This is a genomic window from Microcystis sp. MC19, assembly GCF_003019735.1.
Classification (GTDB): domain Bacteria; phylum Cyanobacteriota; class Cyanobacteriia; order Cyanobacteriales; family Microcystaceae; genus Microcystis.
Genome location: NZ_CP020664.1, coordinates 3,515,842 through 3,537,687 on the forward strand (window position 1 = coordinate 3,515,842; position 21,846 = coordinate 3,537,687).

Sequence of the window (21,846 nt, forward strand, 5' to 3'; positions counted from 1 at the left end):
GCGCTACGATTCTCTTCGGCAACAGTTACGGCCAATACAGGATGTCAACACCGGCGACCGAGGGTATCCTAGGAGAAACGGAAAGTAATCCCTGACGATGTTTGATAATATTTGTAAATTTATCGCCGAAAACTTCTCCGATGATCTAGCCACTTGGTTATTGGGTTCTCCCCTCCCCTTAACCGTCCTCGACCCGACGGAATTACAATTAGACCCCATTCGTGCCGATTCCCTGATTTTTTTGCAGTCAGAGGAATTGATTCTCCATACCGAGTTTCAAACCGACCCCGACTCCAAGATTCCCTTCCGAATGCTCGATTATCGCATTCGCGTCTATCGTCGTCATCCCCAAAAACAAATGCGTCAAGTGGTAATTTATCTGCGACGCAGTGATTCCCCCCTAGTGCAAGAAAATACTTTCCGTCTGGGGGAAACCTTTCATTCCTTCCAAGTCATCCGTCTTTGGGAAGAAAATACACCACAATTTTTCCATCATCCCGGTTTATTACCCTTTGCCATCCTCAGCAATACCGATGATCCCGAACAGGTGTTAAGTCTGGTGTCCCGTTCTCTAGAAACTATCCCCGAAAAACAGGTGCAAAGCAATCTCGCTGCCGCTACCAGTATTCTCGCCGGGTTAGTATTAAATCGAGAGACGATTAAAAAAATCCTTCGGAGTGACATTATGAGAGAATCCGTCATCTATCAAGATATTTTAGAGGAAGGCAGAGAGGAAGGCGAGGAAAAGGGACTACAAAAAGGCAAAGAAGAAAAAGCTCGACAAATTGCCCTAAAAATGCTATCTGCTGGCTTTCCTATCGCAGAAATCGCCCAATTTACCGATTTATCCCCCGACGCGATCGAGCAATTACAAAGACAGCAGCACAATTAAAGCTTTTAACCGCAAAGGGTGGCGAATTAGCAAAATTTGGCTCATCTCCCCACCCCAAGCGCGGTTAACGACGTTTAGCGAGGCGACGCACCACTAAACCACTCCCTAAGAACACCAGTCCTGTGATCATACCAGGTTCAGGAACTGCGACGGGAACAGAGGCAACAGAGGCAAAAGAAGCGATAGCGATCTCGAAGGAATCGGCATTTGTAGTATTATTCCCAAAGACGATCGAGCTAAAGTTTGCGTTACCAATAATGCCCAGAAAGCCGTCTGCTCCGCCGATACTGTTATTCACAAGCAGAGTTTGGTTTCCTGTACCATCGAAATTTCCCGTTAGGTTTAGCCTGTCAGCCGCAGTACCTTTAAAATCCGCTCCGAAGGCAAACACAGGTGAGGGAAAAGTCCAAGTGATAGTTTCGGAAGAGAAAACCGCACCTCCATCAGTGGTATTGCGGAAAAGTCCTCCACTAACGCCATTATCCCCAAAGTTAACTGCTGCGGGTGGAAAGGAATTCGCCGAGACGATGCCCGAATCCAGTGTTATTGTTTTAGCAGAGGCGATGTTGTTGCTAAAAGTATCGGTGGTGGTGACACTGCCAGCGATGGCATCGACGGCAGCTTGCCAAGCGGTGCGATTAGTGAAAGTAGTGAAAGCTTCGGCGGAAGATACCGAACTCAGCACAAGGGTAGTGGTAAAAACCGTGGCTAGGGAAAAGGATTTCAGCAGAGCCTTTGATAAGCTATGCTTCTCCCCCCCCCCATGGTTGATAAGCTTGACTAATAACATAAAGCTTCATAAAATTGATGTGATTGTAATCTACTCCCTTCCTCTAGCAATTGTCAAGAAATTTCTGGTTAAAATGTGACAAATTTACCCATATCTAGGGGATTAGTCCATAGTTAGAATTGATTTTTGCCTATAATGTATTCCGCGCTACGATTCTCTTCGGCAACAGTTACGGCCAATACAGGATGTCAACACCGGCGACCGAGGGTATCCTAGGAGAAACGGAAAGTAATCCCTGACGATGTTTGATAATATTTGTAAATTTATTGCCGAAAACTTCTCCGATGATCTAGCCACTTGGTTATTGGGTTCTCCCCTCCCCTTAACCGTCCTCGACCCGACGGAATTACAATTAGACCCCATTCGTGCCGATTCTCTGATTTTTTTGCAGTCAGAGGAATTAATTCTTCATACCGAGTTTCAAACCGACCCCGACTCCAAAATTCCCTTCCGAATGCTCGATTATCGCATTCGCGTCTATCGTCGTCATCCCCAAAAACAAATGCGTCAAGTGGTAATTTATCTGCGACGCAGTGATTCTCCCCTAGTGCAAGAAAATACCTTCCGTCTGGGGGAAACCTTTCATTCCTTTCAAGTCATCCGTCTTTGGGAAGAAAATACACCACAATTTTTTCATCATCCCGGTTTATTACCCTTTGCCATCCTCAGCAATACCGATGATCCCGAACAGGTGTTAAGTCTGGTGTCCCGTTCTCTAGAAACTATCCCCGAAAAACAGGTGCAAAGCAATCTCGCTGCCGCTACCAGTATTCTCGCCGGGTTAGTATTAAATCGAGAGACGATTAAAAATATTCTTCGGAGTGACATTATGAGAGAATCCGTCATCTATCAAGATATTTTAGAGGAAGGCGAGGAAAAAGGACGACAAGAAGGACTGCAAGAAGGACGACAAGAAGGTAAAGAAGAAAAAGCCCGACAAATTGCCCTAAAAATGCTATCTGCTGGCTTTTCTATCCCAGAAATCGCCCGATTTACCGATTTATCCCCCGCAACTATCGAGGAATTACAATCGGGAGACGATTAAAAATATTCTTCGGAGTGACATTATGAGAGAATCCGTCATCTATCAAGATATTTTAGAGGAAGGCAGAGAGGAAGGAGCATTAACCTCTAAATTAAACTCTATTCCCCGTTTATCAGCCTTAGGATTAAGTGTAGAACAAATTGCTCAAGCTTTAGACTTAGACTTAGAAATTGAACAAGTACCAGAAGTCAATGAGGGACAAAATTGAGTGAAAACGGACAGTATTTTCTATCGTCTCTTTGAGACTTTTCCCGAAAGTTTCTTTGATTTGCTCAATCTTCCCCCAGAAACCGTCAATCATTATCAATTTTCCTCCCTAGAAGTTAAACAACTCGCTTTTCGTTTAGATGGGGTTTTTATTCCCGATAACCTGAATGATCCGATTTACTTTGTCGAGGTACAATTTCAAAAAGATGAACGGTTTTACTCGCGCTTTTTTAGTGAAATATTTCTCTATTTTCATCAAAGTGAGATTAGTAACAACTGGCAAGGGGTGATCATTTATCCCCATCGGGAAATTGAAAATAGTCCCAAATCTCGTTATCAAGAATTCTTTGAGTCAGGTCGGGTTAACTGTTATTATCTGAATCAGTTAGATGAGGGAGATTCTCTGGGGGTAAAAGTGTTACAATTAATTGTAGAATCGGAAGCCAACACCTTAGCTCAAGGCAAAGAACTGATTCAACAGGTTAGACAACAATTCCAGGAGTCTTTAAAAAGAGAGGACATTCTGGAATTAATTGAGACAATTCTCATTTATAAATTGCCCAAATTAAACCGTAAGGAGATTGAAAAAATGTTTAGCTTAAGTGATTTAAGAGAAACTAAAGTCTATCAAGAAGCTTTAGAGGAAGGCCGAGAGGAAGGCCGAGAGGAAGGCCGAGAGGAAGGCCGAGAGGAAGGGGAATTATCCGCTAAAAAAAGCCTGATTTTGCGTCAGCTAAACTTAAAACTCGGTTCTATTCCTTTAAAGCTAGAACAAAAAATTAAACAATTAAATCCTAATCAACTGGATAATTTAGCTCTTGCGTTGTTGGGGTTTTCGGATTTAGAAGATTTGCAGCAATGGTTAAATTAATAAGATTAAGTCTAGAACAAATTGCTCAAGCTTTAGACTTAGAAATTGAACAAGTACCAGAAGTCAATGAGGGACAAAATTGAGTGAAAACGGACAGTATTTTCTATCGTCTCTTTGAGACTTTTCCCGAAAGTTTCTTTGATTTGCTCAATCTTCCCCCAGAAACCGTCAATCATTATCAATTTTCCTCCCTAGAAGTTAAACAACTCGCTTTTCGTTTAGATGGGGTTTTTATTCCCGATAACCTGAATGATCCGATTTACTTTGTCGAGGTACAATTTCAAAAAGATGAACGGTTTTACTCGCGCTTTTTTAGTGAAATATTTCTCTATTTTCATCAAAGTGAGATTAGTAACAATTGGCAAGGGGTGATCATTTATCCCCATCGGGAAATTGAAAATAGTCCCAAATCTCGTTATCAAGAATTCTTTGAGTCAGGCCGGGTTAACTGTTATTATCTGAATCAGTTAGAGGAGGGGGATTCTCTGGGGGTAAAAGTGTTACAATTAATTGTAGAATCGGAACAAAATACCTTAGGGCAAGGAAAAGAACTGATTCAACAGGTTAGACAACAATTCCAGGAGTCTTTAAAAAGAGAGGACATTCTGGAATTAATTGAGACAATTATCATTTATAAATTGCCCAAATTAAACCGTAAGGAGATTGAAAAAATGTTTAGTTTAAGTGATTTAAGGGAAACTAAAGTCTATCAAGAAGCTTTAGAGGAAGGCCGAGAAGAAGGCAGAGAGGAAGGCCGAGAAGAAGGCCGAGAGGAAGGGGAATTATCCGCTAAATTAAACTCTATTCCCCGTTTATCGGTCTTAGGATTAACTAGAGAACAAATTGCCCAAGCTTTAGACTTAGAAATTGAACAAGTAAAACAAGTCATTGAGGGACAAAATTGAGTGAAAACGGACAGTATTTTCTATCGTCTCTTTGAGACTTTTCCCGAAAGTTTCTTTGATTTGCTCAATCTTCCCCCAGAAACCGTCAATCATTATCAATTTTCCTCCCTAGAAGTTAAACAACTCGCTTTTCGCTTAGATGGGGTTTTTCTTCCCGATAACCTCAATGATCCGATTTACTTTGTCGAGGTACAATTTCAAAAAGATGAACGGTTTTACTCACGCTTTTTTAGTGAAATATTTCTCTATTTTCATCAAAGTGAGATTAGTAACAACTGGCAAGGGGTGATCATTTATCCCCATCGGGAAATTGAAAATAGTCCCAAATCTCGTTATCAAGAATTCTTTGAGTCAGGCCGGGTTAACTGTTATTATCTGAATCAGTTAGAGGAGGGGGATTCTCTGGGGGTAAAAGTGTTACAATTAATTGTAGAATCGGAACAAAATACCTTAGGGCAAGGAAAAGAACTGATTCAACAGGTTAGACAACAATTCCAGGAGTCTTTAAAAAGAGAGGACATTCTGGAATTAATTGAGACAATTCTCATTTATAAATTGCCCAAATTAAACCGTAAGGAGATTGAAAAAATGTTTAGCTTAAGTGATTTAAGAGAAACTAAAGTCTATCAAGAAGCTTTAGAGGAAGGCCGAGAGGAAGGCCGAGAGGAAGGGGAATTATCCGCTAAAAAAAGCCTGATTTTGCGTCAGCTAAACTTAAAACTCGGTTCTATTCCTTTAAAGCTAGAACAAAAAATTAAACAATTAAATCCTAATCAACTGGATAATTTAGCTCTTGCGTTGTTGGGGTTTTCGGATTTAGAAGATTTGCAGCAATGGTTAACTTAATAGGATTAAGTCTAGAACAAATTGCTCAAGCTTTAGACTTAGAAATTGAACAAGTACCAGAAGTCAATGAGGGACAAAATTGAGTGAAAACGGACAGTATTTTCTATCGTTTCTTTGAGACTTTTCCCGAAAGTTTCTTTGATTTGCTCAATCTTCCCCCAGAAACCGTCAATCATTATCAATTTTCCTCCCTAGAAGTTAAACAACTCGCTTTTCGTTTAGATGGGGTTTTTATTCCCGATAACCTGAATGATCCGATTTACTTTGTCGAGGTACAATTTCAAAAAGATGAACGGTTTTACTCACGCTTTTTTAGTGAAATATTTCTCTATTTTCATCAAAGTGAGATTAGTAAGTAGGTAGGCACAATTATTTGTAGGATGGGTTAGCGGTAGCGTAACCCATGCGGGCGTTGGGTTTCATGCTTCAACCCAACCTACGTTTATTTTATATTTAATTCCACCCACCTACTTAACAATTGGCAAGGGGTGATCATTTATCCCCATCGGGAAATTGAAAATAGTCCCAAATCTCGTTATCAAGAATTCTTTGAGTCAGGCCGGGTTAACTGTTATTATCTGAATCAGTTAGAGGAGGGGGATTCTCTGGGGGTAAAAGTGTTACAATTAATTGTAGAATCGGAACAAAATACCTTAGGGCAAGGAAAAGAACTGATTCAACAGGTTAGACAACAATTCCAGGAGTCTTTAAAAAGAGAGGACATTCTAGAATTAATTGAGACAATTATCATTTATAAATTGCCCAAATTAAACCGTAAGGAGATAGAAAAAATGTTTAGTTTAAGTGATTTAAGAGAAACTAAAGTCTATCAAGAAGCTTTAGAGGAAGGCCGAGAGGAAGGCAAAGAAGAAGGTAAAGAGGAAGGCAAAGACGAAAAAGCTCGACAAATTGCCCTAAAAATGCTATCTGCTGGCTTTCCTGTCCCAGAAATCGCCCGATTTACCGATTTATCCCCCGCAACTATCGAGCAATTACAAAGACAAAACGCTCACGATGTTTGATAATATTTGTAAATTTATTGCCGAAAACTTCTCCGATGATCTAGCCACTTGGTTATTGGGTTCTCCCCTCCCCTTAACCGTCCTCGACCCGACGGAATTACAATTAGACCCCATTCGTGCCGATTCTCTGATTTTTTTGCAGTCAGAGGAATTAATTCTTCATACCGAGTTTCAAACCGACCCCGACGCCAAAATTCCTTTCCGAATGCTTGATTATCGCATTCGCGTATATCGTCGTCATCCCCAAAAACAAATGCGTCAAGTGGTAATTTATCTGCGACGCAGTGATTCCCCCCTAGTGCAAGAAAATACTTTCCGTCTGGGGGAAACCTTTCATTCCTTTCAAGTCATCCGTCTTTGGGAAGAAAATACACCACAATTTTTTCATCATCCCGGTTTATTACCCTTTGCCATCCTCAGCAATACCGATGATCCCGAACAGGTGTTAAGTCTGGTGTCCCGTTCTCTAGAAACTATCCCCGAAAAACAGGTGCAAAGCAATCTCGCTGCCGCTACCAGTATTCTCGCCGGGTTAGTATTAAATCGAGAGACGATTAAAAAAATCCTTCGGAGTGACATTATGAGAGAATCTGTCATCTATCAAGATATTTTAGAGGAAGGCGAGGAAAAAGGACTAAAAAAAGGCTTGCAAGCGGGTAAAGAGGAAAAAGCTCGACAAATTGCCCTGAAAATGCTATCTGCTGGGGTTCCTATCTCAGAAATCGCCCGATTTACCGATTTATCCCCCGACGTGATCGAGGAATTACAAAGACAGCAGCACAATTAAAGCTTTTAACCGCAAAGGGTGGCGAATTGGCAAAATTTTGGCTCATCCCCCCACCCCAAGCGCGGTTAACGACGTTTAGCGAGGCGACACACCACTAAACCGCTCCCTAGTATGCCTAGTCCGATAATACTAGAAAGTTTGGGAGTGGACACATTACCAATATCACCCGGAATATCAGCAGCAACAAGGCGAAAGTTATCGATTGCAGCATAACCACTGCTGAGAATATCGGTTTTATCCCAAAAAAGCCCCAATTTTCTCCACGGCAGCCTCTAGAATATCGGGATCGTGAACTAAGGCAAAACGCACATAACCCTCACCACCCTTACCAAAACCGGAACCGGGGGAAACAGCGACACCGGTTTGGGCCACCAATTGCCGACAAAAATCAACGGAATTACCCGGCCAACTGGGGGGAATTTTCGCCCAAACGTACATAGTGGCGGCCGGAGTGGCAACTGGCCAACCGATGCGATTTAGGGCATTAATAAACACATCCCGGCGTTTTTGGAAGATAGCGACGGTTTCCTTGACCGAATCTTGATTACCAGTTAAAGCGGCAATTGCACCGTTGAGTATGCCCAAATACTGATTAAAATCAACCATGGCTTTAATCTGTCGCAAAGCCATAATTAACTGCGGGTTGCCAATGGCGAAACCGATGCGAAAACCGCCCATATTATACGACTTGGAAAAGGTAAAAAACTCGATCGAATTAGTTTTAGCTCGATCGGCCTGTAAAATTGACGGGGGGGGCGATGTTCCCGCAAAAAAGATGTCTAGATAGGGAAAATCGTGGATTAAAACTAAATTATGCTGACGGCAAAAATCAACCGCTTTTTGGAAAAATGCCAAAGGTGCGATCGCTGTAGTGGGATTATGGGGATAACTCAAGACCATCAGCTTCGATTGTGCCAGCACTGCCTCAGGAATGTCCTCTAAAACCGGCAGAAAGTCATTTTTTGCCAAAATTGGCATTCCGTAGATTTGACCGCCAGCAAGGGCAACACCGCCCAAATGGGAGGGATAACCCGGATCGAGAAGCAGGGCAAAATCCCCGGGGTTGAGAAGGGCCAAAGGTAGATGGGCCGTGCCTTCCTGAGAACCAATTAGGGGTAAAACCTCCGTTTCTGGATCGATGGGAACACCAAAGCGATCGCTATACCAGTTAGCGGCAGTTATTCGGAAGTCTCTGGTCCCATTATGGAGTAAATAGCCGTGGGTGTGAGGATCGTGGAGAGATCGCTCTATAGCATCGACAACGTGGGGAGCAGCCCCAAGATCGGAGGAACCGAGCGAAAGATCGATAATGATATTACCCGCTTCTCTACTGGCAGCTTTTGCCCGATCCATATCGGCAAAAACGTTGGATTGGAGTGCCTGTAAGCGGTGTGCTAGGGTTAAGTTATTCATAACCACAGATACCTAATTAGCTGACATAGGTATCGATAAAAGATTGTAATTGTTGTTTGCCGATCGCCCCTTCATGAGTGGCAATAATTTCGTTATCTTTAAAGATGCGTAAAGCAGGAACACCTTTCACATCACATTTAGCCACCGAGTTGGGGTTAGGGTCCACCTCTAGTTTAACTACTTTTAGCCGTTCGCCGTAGGTGTTGGCCACCCAATCGATCGAGGGGGATACCAAACGACACGGACCGCACCAACTCGCCCAAAAATAGACTAAAACGGGTTTTTCGACCTCAAAAACCTCTTGGTCAAACTTCTGATCGCTAATGACAGTTACGCTACTCACAGTATTTATTTCCTCACCATCGTTACTGATCATCATAGGGGTTCTGGGTAATTTTCGGCAATTATCCACTTCCACAATTCCTCAAACATGAGGATCGAAGACATCGCGTAAACCATCACCGATAAAATTAATACTTAACACTGTGATCACGATAGCCAGAGCCGGAAAAATGACCAAGTGGGGGGCAGTTGTCAAGTAATCTTTAGCTTTAAATAACATTTGTCCCCAAGTCGGCACATCGGGGGGGAAACCCAAACCCAAAAAACTCAGGGTTGACTCGGTAATAATCGCATTACCCACCGCTAAAGTAGCCGCCACGATGATCATTCCCAAAACATTAGGCAATAAATGCACCCAGATTAAACGGAAAGGAGTGGCCCCCAAAGCAATCGCAGCCGAGACAAACTCCATCTCTCGTAATTTTAAAAAATTTCCCCGCACCAATCGGGCCACCGACATCCAATTTAAACCCCCGATTACTAAAACCACGAGGATAAAAATACCCGTTTCCGGTCCGGCGATTTTTTTGATGCTATCGCGAAATAGATAGACAATCAGTAAAAGTAGGGGCAATTGGGGCAAAGATAGGAATAAATCCGTTAATCGCATCAATAAGCCATCGATTGCGCCCCCGTAAAACCCGGAAATAGCCCCGATCGCTGTCCCTAGAATAATCGCAACTATCATAGCAGCAATCCCCACCGCTAGGGAAATTCGACCCCCCACCAAAATCCTCGCCAATTGATCCTGGCCCAGATCATTAGTGCCGAAAAGATGTTTTAAACTAGGGGGAGCAGTGGTTTGACTAAAATCGATGGTATCGATGGGGACCCGATAAAAAATCGGACCGAATAGGACGGCAAGAATAATTATAATTAATGCGATCGCTCCTATTGTTGCCAGGGGATCTCGGTAAAAACGTCGCCAAGTATCGATAATTGCAGAAGACAGGGGAGACATAAGCTGTTAAGTGTTTAAATTACTTTTTGAGACGAGGCACTCTTGCATTAGGGGAGATTCCGCTAATCTAAGAATAAACGGTTTAAATGAGTCTTTTTAGTCTGCTGTATTTTAGGTAAAATCTCAAGATGAGTCCCTTTATTGAAGGAACCGTTGTGTTATAGTATAACTCAAGTTCAGAAAATAGAGAGTAAAACTATGACTGTTAAAGAACTTATTCAAACAGCAATTGATAATTTACCTGAAGAACAACTAGATGAACTTTATCAATTAATTAAAAATTTCACCGCCAGCAAAAACAACTTATTAGAAGAAAAACCATCCTTATTCAAACGTCATTTTCCAGTTGAGAATATGGTGGGTAAAGCTAAAATACTAGGTGATATGGTCAGTCCTATTGTAGATGAAGAAGATTGGGAATGTCTGAAGTAATTGTGCTTGATACTCATATTTGGTTGTGGTTAATAAATGGCAATTTTGACAGATTTCCCGAGCATTGGCTAGAAAAATTTGAGTTAGCAGAATCTCTCGGAGTTTCCCCCATTTCTTGCTATGAAATAGCCCTTGCTAACCAACGGGGGAGATTAGAATTAAGTTATCCCCTTCAAGAGTGGATTCAACAAGCTTTAACAGTAGCTAAAATAGATATATTTTCAATTACCCCCGAAATTGCCATTAGAGCCGTTAATTTATCTCCCATTCACAAAGATCCTTTTGACCGTATTATTATGGCTACAGCCCTAGCATACGGGGCAAAACTGGCTAGTATTGATAACTTATTTTCTAAATATGTTGAAATCAAAGATCATCTCATGGAGAGAGGGAAATAGTGATAAGTAAGAGGACAAAATCAACAGATGATTAAAATTTACACGGAAATCGAAGGGGGGCAAAATTGGTTAGAGCGCCATCAAAAATCTTCTCCGATATTTGCCCTAGTTTTGGGGTTTACCGAGACGGGATTAATCCCCGGAATCTCCACCGCCGGTGCTACCCCGGAAGATAGAAAATACACTGCGATCGCCGATGCCGAATTTATCGTTAAAGGAGTTTCACCCCATCCCCGTTATCCCTTACCCCCCCTAACGGTGGGAGCCTCCCCTGCCTATATTACCCGCGCCGTGGTGGAAAAATTAGCCATTCCCGTCCGGGTTTTTAACGCCGGTTTACCCTTGCCCCCGGCCGTCGATTATATCGAACTGGGGGGACAACCGGCCTGTTGTCTCTCCACCGGCCGCGCCCTAGATTTCGACATAGTAAAACACCTGTTCGCCCAAGGACTAACCTGGGGAGAAAAACTAGCCCGCGAGTCTAGTTATCTAATTATCGGCGAGTGTGTGGTCGGTGGCACCACCACCGCCCTCGCCATCCTCACCGGATTGGGTTATCGAGCCAACGGCAAAGTTAACAGCAGCCATCCCCAGTGCAATCATGCTCAGAAATGGGCAATAGTTGAGCAGGGATTAGCCCGAAAAGAAATTTTTGATCCTTTTGAGGTAATCGCCGCCCTAGGCGATCCTCAGCAGATTTTCGTCGCTGGCATGGCGATCGCCGCCAGTGGGCAGGGTGGGGTACTCCTCGCCGGAGGAACCCAAATGTTAGCCGTTTCTGCCCTAATTAAAGCTCTGGTGGCTAAATATGCCTATCCCGTTAACTGGGAAAATATCATCGTCGGCACAACTCGCTGGGTAGCGGAAGATAAAACGGGGGATACGGTGGGATTAGCCCGAATGATCGGAAAAGTGCCTTTATTAGCCACACAATTAAACTTTTCCGCCTCTAAATACCCGGTTTTGCAGGCTTATGAACAAGGTTTCGTCAAGGAAGGAGTCGGTGCGGGGGGATGTGCGATCGCCGCTTATCTGTACCAGAATTGGACTAATCAAGATTTGCTCAAAGCGATCGAAAATTTAATCGGGTTTCAACTAAACTGTTGACTATCTATTTGGGCATCACCTATCGCTGAAACCCTAGATTTTTTATCCGAATGCTTCGCCCCTACCCCTGAACAATAACCTATCGCTGAAATCCTAGATTTTCTAATCAGAGAAAGTTATGTTAACAGAGATCAATATTGGGACTTTTATAAAAAGCGATCCCAAAATTCATGGGGGTTGTCCTATTATTGCGGGAACTGCTGTTACTGTACGAAGAATAGTGATCTGGTATAAATTAGGATATAGCCTGGAAGAGATTGCCGATGAAATCCCTCATCTTTCTTTGGCACAGGTTTATGATGCTTTGACCTACTATCATACTAACAAAGAAACAATAGAAGCAGAAATTATAGCCGAAGCCGCCGAAGCAGATCGCATTGAAGCATTACATTATTCTTCTTCTTATGAGTAGAATTGGCTTATATATGGATGAGGATTCTACAGCGTTCAAAATGATTTAGATAATCCGGCTTGTTTCAAAACTGCATTGGCAGTATGGCGTGATTTAATAGTATTATCAACTACAAATCTTCTTTCTGTCAGAGGACTATACCAAATTTCATGATCTCCTTTACCTTGACGTTCAAAATAACATCCAGCTGCTGAGAGCAGTTTTTTTAATGCAGGTGTTAAAGAAGTAGCCATCTAAACAGCGCACTCAATTGATTCTTGACGATGACTAATTAGTTCAAAAGTTATCGGTGCTTGAGGTTCAAGAGTAATTAGATGATTGAGTTGTAATAATTCTGGAATCATCTGTCGTAATTTAGCTGTTAAAGCTTCGATGGTATCAGCTTCGGTGACTAATCCAGGAATATCTTCACTCTCTGCTACCCAAACTTGCGCCTCTCGATCCCAAAATGCTTCTACTTGGTACGGTTTTTGATTCATGATGATTTAGTTCAAGTGAGTAGAATTAGCTTATATATTAATCAAGATTATACAGTGCGATCGCTTTTCTGACAATCTTACCACCAATCCCCAACTCTTGATGATTGCCGATGAATCGCTTATAACTGAATTTACCACGCTATGAATGAACAACGCACCCAATACCGTCTAAACTATGATTTTTTTTGATTGTTTGATTGACTAGGATTTTTTTCGGCTATCGTCCCTGTGATAGAATTCTGATAATCTCCCCATTCAATCCCCTACCCCGACCAATGCTTGGGCTATGCTAGAATGGTGATAAAAGCATAGAATCCTATGTAGTTTAATTAGTTGAAACTAAATCGAAGAAAGTTATGTTAACAGAGATCAATATTGGCACTTTCATAAAAAGCGATCCCAAAATTCATGGAGGTTGTCCTATTATCGCGGGAACTGCTGTTACTGTGCGAAGAATAGTGATCTGGTATAAGTTAGGATATAGTCCTGAAGAAATTGCCGATGAAATCCCTCATCTTTCTTTGGCACAAGTTTATGCCGCTCTAACTTACTATCATACTAACAAAGAAACAATAGAAGCAGAAATTATAGCCGAAGCCGCCGAAGCAGATCGCATTGAAGCATTACATTATTCTTCTTCTTATGAGTAGAATTAGCTTATATATGGATGAGGATTCTACATTGCGATCGCTTGCTTTTATTTTGAAAAGTAGAGGTGTTGATGTGATTACTGCTTTAGAAGCTAATAGATTGGGATACTCTGATGAAGAACAATTAATCTGGGCAACTTCTCAGGGGTGTAGTCTTTATAGTTCTAATGTTAGAGATTTTTATTATTTACATACACTTTTCTTACAACAAAAAAGAAATCATGCAGGAATCATTCTAGTCCAACAACAAAGATATTCAATGGGGGAAATTATGCGAGGGATTTTACAGCTAATTGCCACTAAATCAGCCGAAGAAATGATCGATCAGGTTGAATTTCTGAGTGCTTGGATTACTCGATGATTGTTATGAGGATTTGATAGACTGTTTTAAAAATTCTAACCACGACCTATTATCATAGCCCCTCATTATTCAGCCTTGATTCAGCGCGATCGCCTTTCTGACAATCTTACCACCAATCCCCAACTCTTGATGATTGCCGATGAATCGCTTATCACTGAATTAACCGCCACCATCTGCCACGCTATGAATGAACAACGCACCCAAACATACCTAAACCTCATTAATCAATTATCATCGTCCTCATTCAATTATGTCCAATTTTTTACGGAATGGCGAATCAAGGTGTTGTAGTTCTGATAAGTTTCGTGGTTTAGAAGTGATAAGGAGTCTAAATTATGTTTGAACGGTTTACAGAGAAAGCGATTAAGGTAATTATGTTAGCGCAGGAGGAAGCGCGTCGCTTGGGGCATAATTTTGTAGGAGCGGAATTTATATTTTTAGGGTTAATCGGTGAAGCGACAGGAATTGCGTCCCAAGTTTTAAGACAGCAGGGAATAACGCTAAAAAATGCTCGGATTGAAGTTGAAAAAATTCTAGGAAGGGGTTCAGGAATTAGTCCAGAAATGAATCCTGTAGATATTCCTTTTACAGAGTCGGCAAAACTCGTTTTAAACAGTGCATTATCATTTGCTGATAAATTAGGGAGTGAATCTATTGATACAGAGCATTTACTGATTGGGATTTTTCAACAACGGGAAAGTACAGCGATAATTTTACAAAATTTACAGGTTAATCTAAAAGATTTAACTGTTTCTTTGACTCAGTATTTTCAGCAGCAACCCTCTAATCAGTTACCTCAAACTGTTTATGTTCTGCTTTACAATGTGGGAGCAGATGATGAGGGTATTCATACTATAAGCACAGGCAATAAGGATACAATATTAATATTTGAGACTCAAGAAGATGCGGCTACTTTCGCACGACGATTAGGGGAGCAGAATTTTCCTGTACCGAGTGTTGAAGCAATAGAAGCTGAGGCGATTTTATTGTTTTGTAAGAACTCAGGTGATGATTGGGAATTTGTAGCGCAAGGAACAAATAGAATTCCTCCTTCTGAAAATCAAACGATAAATCAGCAAAATACTTTTGTAGATCAATCTTCACCAGGAGTAACTCTTGACATTGAAATACCTAACCAACAAGATTATCTCAATTTTTTAATGGAGACATTACAAAAAATCTCTGAAAATCCTAATCCTCAAGTTATTTATCCCTTCTGGGCGCAGAATCTTGATAAGTTAGATTATAATTTAGCGCAAATTCTAGACAGTTGGGCGAGAGAGAGACTAACGCAAGCCACGCCAGAACAAGCCTATTTTATCGCTATTGTTATTTTCTATTTCAGTGCCTTAATCCAACAATTTCCTCTCGGTGACATCGCTGTCAACCAAGAAATTGCCATCACGGGTTATGAAATAGCCTTAACTATCTTCACTTTTGACGCATTTCCCCAAAATTGGGCAGAGACACAGAATAATCTCGCTATTGCTTACAGGGACAGAATCAGAGGGGAGAAAGCTGAGAATTTAGAAAGGGCGATCGCCGCTTGCCAGGAAGCCTTGAAAGTGAGGACTTTTGACGCATTTCCTCAAGATTGGGCAGCGACACAGAATAATCTCGCTATTGCTTACAGGGACAGAATCAGAGGGGATAAAGCTGACAATTTAGAAAGGGCGATCACCGCTTACCAGGAAGCCTTGAAAGTGTTTACTTTTGACGCATTTCCCCAAGATTGGGCAATGACACAGAATAATCTCGCTATTGCTTACAGTGACAGAATCAGAGGGGAGAAAGCTGAGAATTTAGAAAGGGCGATCGCCGCTTACCAAGAAGCTTTGAAAGTTTATACTTTTGAGGCATTTCCCCAACAATGGGCAATGACACAGAATAATCTCGCTATTGCTTACAGTGACAGAATCAGAGGGGAGAAAGCTGAGAATTTAGAAAGGGCGATCGCCGCTTACCAGGAAGCCTTGAAAGTGAGGACTTTTGACGCATTTCCCCAAGATTGGGCAATGACACAGAATAATCTCGCTGCTGCTTACCGTCACAGAATCAGAGGGGAGAAAGCTGAGAATTTAGAAAGGGCGATCGCCGCTTACCAGGAAGCCTTGAAAGTGAGGACTTTTGACGCATTTCCCCAAGATTGGGCAACGACCCAGAATAATCTTGCTGCTGCTTACAGTGACAGAATCAGAGGGGAGAAAGCTGACAATTTAGAAAGGGCGATCATCGTTTACCAGGAAGCCTTGAAAGTGAGGACTTTTGAGGCATTTCCCCAACAATGGGCATTGATACAGAATAATCTCGCCTTAGCTTACTCAAACAGAATCAGAGGGGAGAAAGCCGAGAATTTAGAAAGGGCGATCGCCGCTTGCCAGGAAGCCTTGAAAGTGAGGACTTTTGACGCATTTCCTCAACAATGGGCATTGATACAGAATAATCTCGCCTTAGCTTACTCAAACAGAATCAGAGGGGAGAAAGCCGAGAATTTAGAAAGGGCGATCGCCGCTTGCCAGGAAGCCTTGAAAGTGAGGACTTTTGACGCATTTCCTCAAGATTGGGCAGCGACACAGAATAATCTCGCTATTGCTTACAGGGACAGAATCAGAGGGGATAAAGCTGACAATTTAGAAAGGGCGATCATCGTTTACCAGGAAGCCTTGAAAGTGTTTACTTTTGACGCATTTCCCCAAGATTGGGCAGCGACACAGAATAATCTCGCTGCTGCTTACAGGGACAGAATCAGAGGGGAGAAAGCTGAGAATTTAGAAAGGGCGATCGCCGCTTGTCAGGAAGCCTTGAAAGTTTATACTTTTAAGGCATTTCCCCAACAATGGGCATTGATACAGAATAATCTCGCCTTAGCTTACTCAAACAGAATCAGAGGGGAGAAAGCTGAGAATTTAGAAAGGGCGATCACATCCTATCAGAATGCTTTAACAATCCGCACAAAAGAATCTGATCCCTTTAATTGTTTACAAACTGCCCGCAATTTAGGCTCTCTACACTACAGCGAAGAACAATGGCAACCTGCCACAGAAGCCTATCATATCGCCATTGAAGCGGTAGAAAATGCCCGCTTAGAAGCATTAAACCCCCACAGTCGCCAAGAGGTTTTATCCAATGCTATTGGTGTTTTCCATCGCATTGTGCAAGCATATCTTAATCTCAATCAGCCTGAGAAAGCTTTAGAATATATTGAACGCAGTAAAGGGCGTAATCTGGTGGAATTAATCACCCAGAAAAATCTACAACCCCAAGGGGTTAGCCAAGAAATTATCGCCCAATTAAATGAATTAAAGCAAAGAGTGGTTAATGAACAAATTCGCTTACAACATCAAAGTATTAACCAGAATTTAATGGGTCGTGATAACCTAACTCCCTACGTTCAAGATCACAGTTATCTGAAAGAATATCAACAAGACTTAGATAATTTTATTGCAAGAGAAATTAAAGATACTCTCTTTAGCCTCACTGAAAAAGTTGAGCCGATCCCATTTACAGAGATTCAGGCTTTAACTGATGCTGAAACTTGTCTGCTGCAATGGTACATTACAGGGGAGAAAATACTCGCTTTTGTGGTGTCTGCTGAGGGAGAGGTTAAAGTTTGGCAATCTTCCGAGGATGATAAAAATCAATTATTTGATACATTCAATAATTATCTACAGCTTTACTACTCAGGAAATGGGAAGCAAGAATGGAGAAATCAACTGTCTAACCTCCTACAGACTTTTGCTGATATTCTGCATATTAATGATATTCTTGCCCTCATTCCCGATACTTGTCAACGCTTAATTATTATCCCCCATTGGTTTCTGCATATTTTACCCTTACACGCCTTACCTGTTGATCCCCCCCAACCCCCCTTAAAAAGTGGGGAGTCGGCAACGGGGAGATCAGAATTACAAGATTTATTCCCCAAAGGCGTACAATATGCACCTAGTTGTCAAATCTTGCAAAAAATCTCCCAAACTTTTCACCATTCAGACTTTAATAAACTGTTCGCTATTCAAAACCCCACCAAAGACTTATTTTACACTGACTTAGAAGTTAATATCCTCTCAACTTTCTTTACTGAACCTCAAGTTATCGCTAAAGATAACGCCACTAAAAACGCTGTTCTTCCCCATCTTAAATCCTCAGATAACCACTGTTATCACTTCTCCTGTCATGGAAGCTTTAACCCAGCTAATCCCCTTGAATCCGCCTTATTCTTAGCCAATAAAAAATCCTTAACATTAGGCGAAATCTTTGAACTGCGCTTGAATAAATGTCGCCTTGTCACCCTTTCTGCCTGCGAAACTGGCTTAATTGATTTAAACTCTATCAGTGATGAATATATCGGTTTACCCAGTGGTTTTCTGTTTGCGGGAAGTCCCAGTGTTGTCAGTAGTTTATGGACAGTTAATGACCTATCAACCTCCTTCTTGATGATTAAATTATATGAGATTTTATTTGATGAGAATCAGCAAGTTTCTGTACCAGTTGCTTTAAAAACTGCACAAAATTGGTTACAGAATTTAACCGTACAAGAATACTTTAATCAGTTGGATAGTTGCCTAAAAATTGTCAAGTCAATGCAACAAAAATTAACATCAAAAGAATTTAATCGATTGATGGATATGATTGAAGATGAACAAATTAGAATAAAAGGGTTTGAACTTAATTATAAGCTGTTCAATAACCCTTTTTATTGGGCTGCTTTTACCGCATCAGGTATCTAAACTAATCACAAAAATTGTCTAATGTTTCCCTAAAAACGTGAATAGCGAGAGGAGTTGCTACCACTACCAAAACTGGATTACCAGAAGTAGCAAGTAAACCAACTAATCCACCTAATATATTAGGTGCTAAATCATCTTTAACTCGGTCATGACATATTAATTGACGTGCTTGGGTGATAGCTTGTTGCCAAAAATTATCTTCATCTGCTCTCACTGTATCAATATTTGAACGCCTTGCTAATCTCATAGCAGCATACTTCAAATCGCCATCACACTGCTCAATTAAGTCAATATCTCCTAATGCGTTAGAATCCTCTGCCAATTCAGCGCGAAACTGGGCAATTTCTTCAGCAGTAACTTTAGTTGATTCAATATCCATAGGTTGTTCTTATTTACAGACAATGCTGATTGTATAGTTTCTATTTTGCCATCTATCGATAGTTTTTAATAGACAGTGTTAAGTGGTCAATTTCTCTTCTCTGACCCATGTTAAGAGCATCTTAACAATCCTTGACAAAATGAACTTTATGTGGGTTGCTTACCCAGAAACAAACTGACCACAAAATTGGCTAATTGTCAATAGCTTTTGAGATGCTCTCATTCCACAATACCCTCGATCGAGCTTAGGGTAACATTTTGGGCTTATTGAACTTAACTAGCGATAGATTCGAGGATTTATTAGCCCCATCAAAACCAAAAACCCTGATTTTAGCTAGATTTTACCCGATCTACCGCCCTAGCCCAACAAATAATTTTTCGCACAGATAAGAATTATTCTCAATAGCTGTACAATAGGAAAAGACAACTTTACCAAGAATCGAGCAATGAACGATAAAATAACTCGTAGAGTCTTTCTAGGCGCAGGAACAGCCACCTTAGCCCTAGCGGTGGGTCAATTAGGGAAAATAAACGAGGTTTCTGCCCAAACTAACCAATTAAACCTCTATTCCTCCCGTCACTACAACACCGACCGACGATTGTATGACAACTTCACCCGACAAACGGGAATAAAAATTAACCTCGTGGAAGGGGAAGCGGACCCATTAATCGAACGAATCAAAAGCGAAGGCCGCAATAGTCCTGCTGATATACTCCTGACGGTAGATGCGGGGAGATTATGGCGGGCCGACCAACAGGGAATTTTTGCCCCGGTCAATTCCCGCATTCTCACCCAAAGAATTCCCGCTAATTTGCGTCACCCCAAAGGTCACTGGTTCGGGTTTAGTAAACGCTTGCGGGTAATTATGTACAACAAAGACAGAGTTAACCCCAGAGAAATCGATTCCTATGCAGATTTAACCAATCCCAAATGGAAAGGAAAAGTCGTCACCCGGTCATCTAGTAACATCTATAGTCAATCTTTTACCGCTTGGTTAATCGACATCCAAGGGGAAGCGGCCGCAGAAAAATGGTGTCGAGGATTAGTGGCTAATTTTGCTCGTTCACCCCAGGGAAATGATAAGGCACAAATCGAAGCTGTAGCCGCAGGAATTGCCGATTTAGCCCTAGCTAACACCTATTACTTAGCTGGGTATGCCGAAGAAAAAGACCCCGCTAAACGGGCAATTTATGACCAAGTAGGCGTAATTTTCCCCGACCAAACAGGGCGCGGCGCTCACGTTAATATTAGCGGTGGTGGTTTAATTAAAACTGCCCCCAATCGAGAATCGGCAATTAAATTTTTAGAGTATCTTTCTAGCAATGAAGCACAGAACTTTTTTGCTAAGGGTAATCAAGAATATCCCGTCGTTCGAGGCGTTGCTTTAGATCCTGTTCTGGCAAAACTCGGACGCGGGAAAGAAGATACCGTTAGTGTGGCTAATTATGGTCCTAATTTAGCCAAAGCAGTACAGGTAATGAATCGCGCTGGTTGGAAGTAAGTTATCAGTTATCAGTTATCAGTTATCAGTTATCAGTTATCAGTGGGAAGTGGGGAGCTTTTTTCAGTGATCAGAACGTAGGTTGGGTTGAAGCATGAAACCCAACGCCCGATTATGTTACGCTACCGCTAACCCATCCTACAAATAATTGTGCCTCCCTACTTAATTGGTTAAGCTAAAAGCTTGGATGTACTTAGTTTATAACCTTCTTTTTAGGTAGGAGAATTGCCAGATTCTTTTTTTTGCCTTTTGCCTTTTGCCTTTAGAAGCTAATTACCGATTACTGTTCACTGATAATTGCTATGTTAAGGCAAATAAAACCGAGAGATTATTAGCGGGCATAGGAATTACTTCTAACAATTGTAAACCTCGATCGCTCGCTGCTTGCACCACATCTTCTAAATTCCTAACTCCCCAAGCAGAGTTTTGAGAACGGAGAGAAAGATCAAAGCTTTCATTACTAGGAGAAGTATGTTTTCCCTGTCGTTTATAGGGACCATAAAGATAGAGAATTTCCCCCGAACTGAGAATGCGACTCGCTCCTGCCATTAAAGCTAAACAAGCGGACCAGGGGGCGATATGAATCATATTAATATTAACAATGGCATTAATAACGATATTTTCCTTCTCTACCGCCCAAACTGACTGATGAACATCGATAAATAGGGGGCGATCGAGATTAGAACTAGGATAATAATCGCACCAACTGCGAATACTATCTAGAGCCAGAGGGTTACAATCCGAGGGAATCCAACGACAAGGAGCAAGACGAGGGGCAAAAAAAACAGCGTGTTCACCCGTGCCGCTAGATATTTCTAAGATATTGCCAGTCTTCGGTAAAAATTGGCTGAGAACTTCCAAAATCGGCTGACGATTGCGTTCTGTTGCTGGAGCGTATTGACGTAAATCAGACATAATACTAAATCCTTTGAGTACAGGCTAGTTATGAGGAGAGGCAAAAGGGGGAATAAATAATCAGTTTTTAATAACAGGATTTAGTATAACTACAGCGTTTCTCCTAAAGATGAAGCGTAACCTAGATCAGTGATCAGCTTTTTTCTCCCTTCTCCCTTCTCTTCAATTCATAATTCATAATTACCACTCCTCAAACAGATTATATTACCCTTGGCAGTGCCTTGAGTCCGATCGCTGCTCTGGAAAAATATTAAGTTTTATTAAGAAGTTAGTGACAAAACACCAGCTTTAATCTCTATTATCGTAGTAAGTGGCTTTTGACTGGAATCAAGCCGGTCAAGATAAATAGTAACTTTTGCCCATCATCAAACAAAGATGGTCAGTCTAACTAAAACAGTCGCTGT

Annotated in this window: 27 protein-coding genes and 1 pseudogene; 19 read left to right on the forward strand and 9 right to left on the reverse strand. The window is 41.5% G+C overall.

The window, feature by feature from the left end; all coding sequences use genetic code 11:
- Positions 1-97 precede the first annotated feature (97 nt).
- Complete coding sequence (locus B5D77_RS17830) at positions 98-892, forward strand: Rpn family recombination-promoting nuclease/putative transposase (RefSeq protein ID WP_106909339.1); 795 nt, start codon at positions 98-100, stop codon at positions 890-892.
- 64 nt (positions 893-956) lie between these two features.
- Here B5D77_RS17830 and B5D77_RS17835 read toward each other — a convergent pair whose 3' ends face one another.
- The gene (locus tag B5D77_RS17835; protein ID WP_106909340.1) at positions 957-1,682 is read right to left on the reverse strand and encodes a PEP-CTERM sorting domain-containing protein; all 726 of its coding nucleotides are present in this window, start codon (positions 1,680-1,682) and stop codon (positions 957-959) included.
- A gap of 241 nt (positions 1,683-1,923) precedes the next feature.
- On the opposite strand from B5D77_RS17835, the gene B5D77_RS17840 reads away from it, so the two are divergent.
- From B5D77_RS17840 to B5D77_RS17885, 9 genes and pseudogenes are all read left to right on the forward strand, one after another.
- Positions 1,924-2,727, forward strand: coding sequence for an Rpn family recombination-promoting nuclease/putative transposase (locus tag B5D77_RS17840; protein ID WP_106909341.1), 804 nt, complete (start codon positions 1,924-1,926; stop codon positions 2,725-2,727).
- Between the two features lie 22 nt (positions 2,728-2,749).
- Positions 2,750-2,935: a hypothetical protein gene (locus B5D77_RS17845; protein ID WP_106909342.1), complete on the forward strand. Its 186-nt coding sequence runs from the start codon at positions 2,750-2,752 to the stop codon at positions 2,933-2,935.
- Positions 2,936-3,805 carry an Rpn family recombination-promoting nuclease/putative transposase gene (locus B5D77_RS17850; protein ID WP_106909343.1) on the forward strand — a complete coding sequence of 290 codons (870 nt, stop codon included), beginning with the start codon at positions 2,936-2,938 and terminating at the stop codon, positions 3,803-3,805.
- Positions 3,793-3,888: a plasmid maintenance system killer protein gene (locus tag B5D77_RS17855; RefSeq protein WP_106909344.1), complete on the forward strand. Its 96-nt coding sequence runs from the start codon at positions 3,793-3,795 to the stop codon at positions 3,886-3,888. Before B5D77_RS17850 ends, B5D77_RS17855 begins: the two co-directional genes overlap by 13 nt.
- The gene (locus B5D77_RS17860; RefSeq protein ID WP_106909345.1) at positions 3,889-4,710 is read left to right on the forward strand and encodes an Rpn family recombination-promoting nuclease/putative transposase; all 822 of its coding nucleotides are present in this window, start codon (positions 3,889-3,891) and stop codon (positions 4,708-4,710) included.
- Positions 4,711-5,556, forward strand: a complete 846-nt coding sequence (locus tag B5D77_RS17865) for an Rpn family recombination-promoting nuclease/putative transposase (RefSeq protein WP_106909346.1) — start codon at positions 4,711-4,713, stop codon at positions 5,554-5,556.
- The gene (locus B5D77_RS17870; RefSeq protein WP_106909347.1) at positions 5,544-5,639 is read left to right on the forward strand and encodes a plasmid maintenance system killer protein; all 96 of its coding nucleotides are present in this window, start codon (positions 5,544-5,546) and stop codon (positions 5,637-5,639) included. The genes B5D77_RS17865 and B5D77_RS17870 overlap by 13 nt, the downstream gene beginning before the upstream one ends.
- Positions 5,640-6,578 (forward strand): annotated as a pseudogene (locus tag B5D77_RS27370) (Rpn family recombination-promoting nuclease/putative transposase).
- Positions 6,571-7,365 (forward strand): Rpn family recombination-promoting nuclease/putative transposase, encoded by a 795-nt coding sequence (locus tag B5D77_RS17885; RefSeq protein ID WP_106909348.1) that lies wholly within the window; start codon positions 6,571-6,573, stop codon positions 7,363-7,365. The pseudogene B5D77_RS27370 and the gene B5D77_RS17885 overlap by 8 nt, the downstream one beginning before the upstream one ends.
- A 65-nt stretch (positions 7,366-7,430) precedes the next feature.
- Here the strand turns inward: B5D77_RS17885 and B5D77_RS17890 are convergent, their stop codons facing one another.
- The 4 genes from B5D77_RS17890 to B5D77_RS17905 are packed head-to-tail and all read right to left on the reverse strand — an operon-like array spanning position 7,431 to position 10,081.
- Complete coding sequence (locus B5D77_RS17890; protein WP_002801130.1) at positions 7,431-7,619, reverse strand: hypothetical protein; 189 nt, start codon at positions 7,617-7,619, stop codon at positions 7,431-7,433.
- Positions 7,600-8,778: an LL-diaminopimelate aminotransferase gene (locus B5D77_RS17895; RefSeq protein WP_106909349.1), complete on the reverse strand. Its 1,179-nt coding sequence runs from the start codon at positions 8,776-8,778 to the stop codon at positions 7,600-7,602. Before B5D77_RS17895 ends, B5D77_RS17890 begins: the two co-directional genes overlap by 20 nt.
- A gap of 16 nt (positions 8,779-8,794) precedes the next feature.
- Complete coding sequence (locus B5D77_RS17900) at positions 8,795-9,157, reverse strand: co-chaperone YbbN (protein WP_008203477.1); 363 nt, start codon at positions 9,155-9,157, stop codon at positions 8,795-8,797.
- A 45-nt stretch (positions 9,158-9,202) separates the two neighbouring features.
- Positions 9,203-10,081: an ABC transporter permease gene (locus B5D77_RS17905; RefSeq protein ID WP_002801135.1), complete on the reverse strand. Its 879-nt coding sequence runs from the start codon at positions 10,079-10,081 to the stop codon at positions 9,203-9,205.
- Positions 10,082-10,279: 198 nt separating this feature from the next.
- Here B5D77_RS17905 and B5D77_RS17910 point away from each other — a divergent pair, with 198 nt between their 5' ends.
- From B5D77_RS17910 to B5D77_RS17925, 4 genes are all read left to right on the forward strand, one after another.
- Positions 10,280-10,513: a hypothetical protein gene (locus tag B5D77_RS17910; RefSeq protein WP_002739069.1), complete on the forward strand. Its 234-nt coding sequence runs from the start codon at positions 10,280-10,282 to the stop codon at positions 10,511-10,513.
- The gene (locus B5D77_RS17915; protein ID WP_002738349.1) at positions 10,501-10,911 is read left to right on the forward strand and encodes a type II toxin-antitoxin system VapC family toxin; all 411 of its coding nucleotides are present in this window, start codon (positions 10,501-10,503) and stop codon (positions 10,909-10,911) included. The genes B5D77_RS17910 and B5D77_RS17915 overlap by 13 nt, the downstream gene beginning before the upstream one ends.
- Before the next feature lie 27 nt (positions 10,912-10,938).
- A complete protein-coding gene (cobT, locus tag B5D77_RS17920; RefSeq protein WP_106909350.1) occupies positions 10,939-12,018 on the forward strand; it encodes a nicotinate mononucleotide-dependent phosphoribosyltransferase CobT in 1,080 nt (359 codons plus the stop codon).
- A gap of 118 nt (positions 12,019-12,136) precedes the next feature.
- On the forward strand, positions 12,137-12,430 hold the full coding sequence (locus tag B5D77_RS17925; RefSeq protein ID WP_106909351.1) for a DUF433 domain-containing protein: 294 nt from the start codon (positions 12,137-12,139) through the stop codon (positions 12,428-12,430).
- A gap of 35 nt (positions 12,431-12,465) precedes the next feature.
- Here B5D77_RS17925 and B5D77_RS17930 read toward each other — a convergent pair whose 3' ends face one another.
- Together B5D77_RS17930 and B5D77_RS17935 are read right to left on the reverse strand one after the other, a co-directional pair.
- Positions 12,466-12,663: a type II toxin-antitoxin system HicA family toxin gene (locus B5D77_RS17930; RefSeq protein WP_002799542.1), complete on the reverse strand. Its 198-nt coding sequence runs from the start codon at positions 12,661-12,663 to the stop codon at positions 12,466-12,468.
- The gene (locus tag B5D77_RS17935) at positions 12,664-12,909 is read right to left on the reverse strand and encodes a DUF1902 domain-containing protein (RefSeq protein ID WP_008203482.1); all 246 of its coding nucleotides are present in this window, start codon (positions 12,907-12,909) and stop codon (positions 12,664-12,666) included.
- 356 nt (positions 12,910-13,265) lie between these two features.
- Between B5D77_RS17935 and B5D77_RS17940 the strand changes: the two genes are divergently transcribed.
- From B5D77_RS17940 to B5D77_RS17955, 4 genes are all read left to right on the forward strand, one after another.
- On the forward strand, positions 13,266-13,559 hold the full coding sequence (locus tag B5D77_RS17940; RefSeq protein WP_004268292.1) for a DUF433 domain-containing protein: 294 nt from the start codon (positions 13,266-13,268) through the stop codon (positions 13,557-13,559).
- Positions 13,552-13,920: a DUF5615 family PIN-like protein gene (locus B5D77_RS17945; RefSeq protein ID WP_004162358.1), complete on the forward strand. Its 369-nt coding sequence runs from the start codon at positions 13,552-13,554 to the stop codon at positions 13,918-13,920. Before B5D77_RS17940 ends, B5D77_RS17945 begins: the two co-directional genes overlap by 8 nt.
- Before the next feature lie 75 nt (positions 13,921-13,995).
- Positions 13,996-14,211 (forward strand): hypothetical protein, encoded by a 216-nt coding sequence (locus B5D77_RS27375; RefSeq protein ID WP_254052980.1) that lies wholly within the window; start codon positions 13,996-13,998, stop codon positions 14,209-14,211.
- A gap of 44 nt (positions 14,212-14,255) precedes the next feature.
- Positions 14,256-18,647 carry a DUF3110 domain-containing protein gene (locus B5D77_RS17955; RefSeq protein ID WP_106909352.1) on the forward strand — a complete coding sequence of 1,464 codons (4,392 nt, stop codon included), beginning with the start codon at positions 14,256-14,258 and terminating at the stop codon, positions 18,645-18,647.
- Between the two features lies 1 nt (position 18,648).
- Here B5D77_RS17955 and B5D77_RS17960 read toward each other — a convergent pair whose 3' ends face one another.
- Entirely contained in the window at positions 18,649-19,026 is a 378-nt protein-coding gene (locus B5D77_RS17960) for a hypothetical protein (RefSeq protein WP_106909353.1), read from the reverse strand.
- 445 nt (positions 19,027-19,471) lie between these two features.
- Between B5D77_RS17960 and B5D77_RS17965 the strand changes: the two genes are divergently transcribed.
- Positions 19,472-20,527, forward strand: a complete 1,056-nt coding sequence (locus B5D77_RS17965) for a Fe(3+) ABC transporter substrate-binding protein (RefSeq protein WP_008203489.1) — start codon at positions 19,472-19,474, stop codon at positions 20,525-20,527.
- A 300-nt stretch (positions 20,528-20,827) separates the two neighbouring features.
- Here B5D77_RS17965 and B5D77_RS17970 read toward each other — a convergent pair whose 3' ends face one another.
- Positions 20,828-21,442, reverse strand: coding sequence for a DUF938 domain-containing protein (locus B5D77_RS17970; protein WP_106909354.1), 615 nt, complete (start codon positions 21,440-21,442; stop codon positions 20,828-20,830).
- Positions 21,443-21,846: the final 404 nt, after the last annotated feature.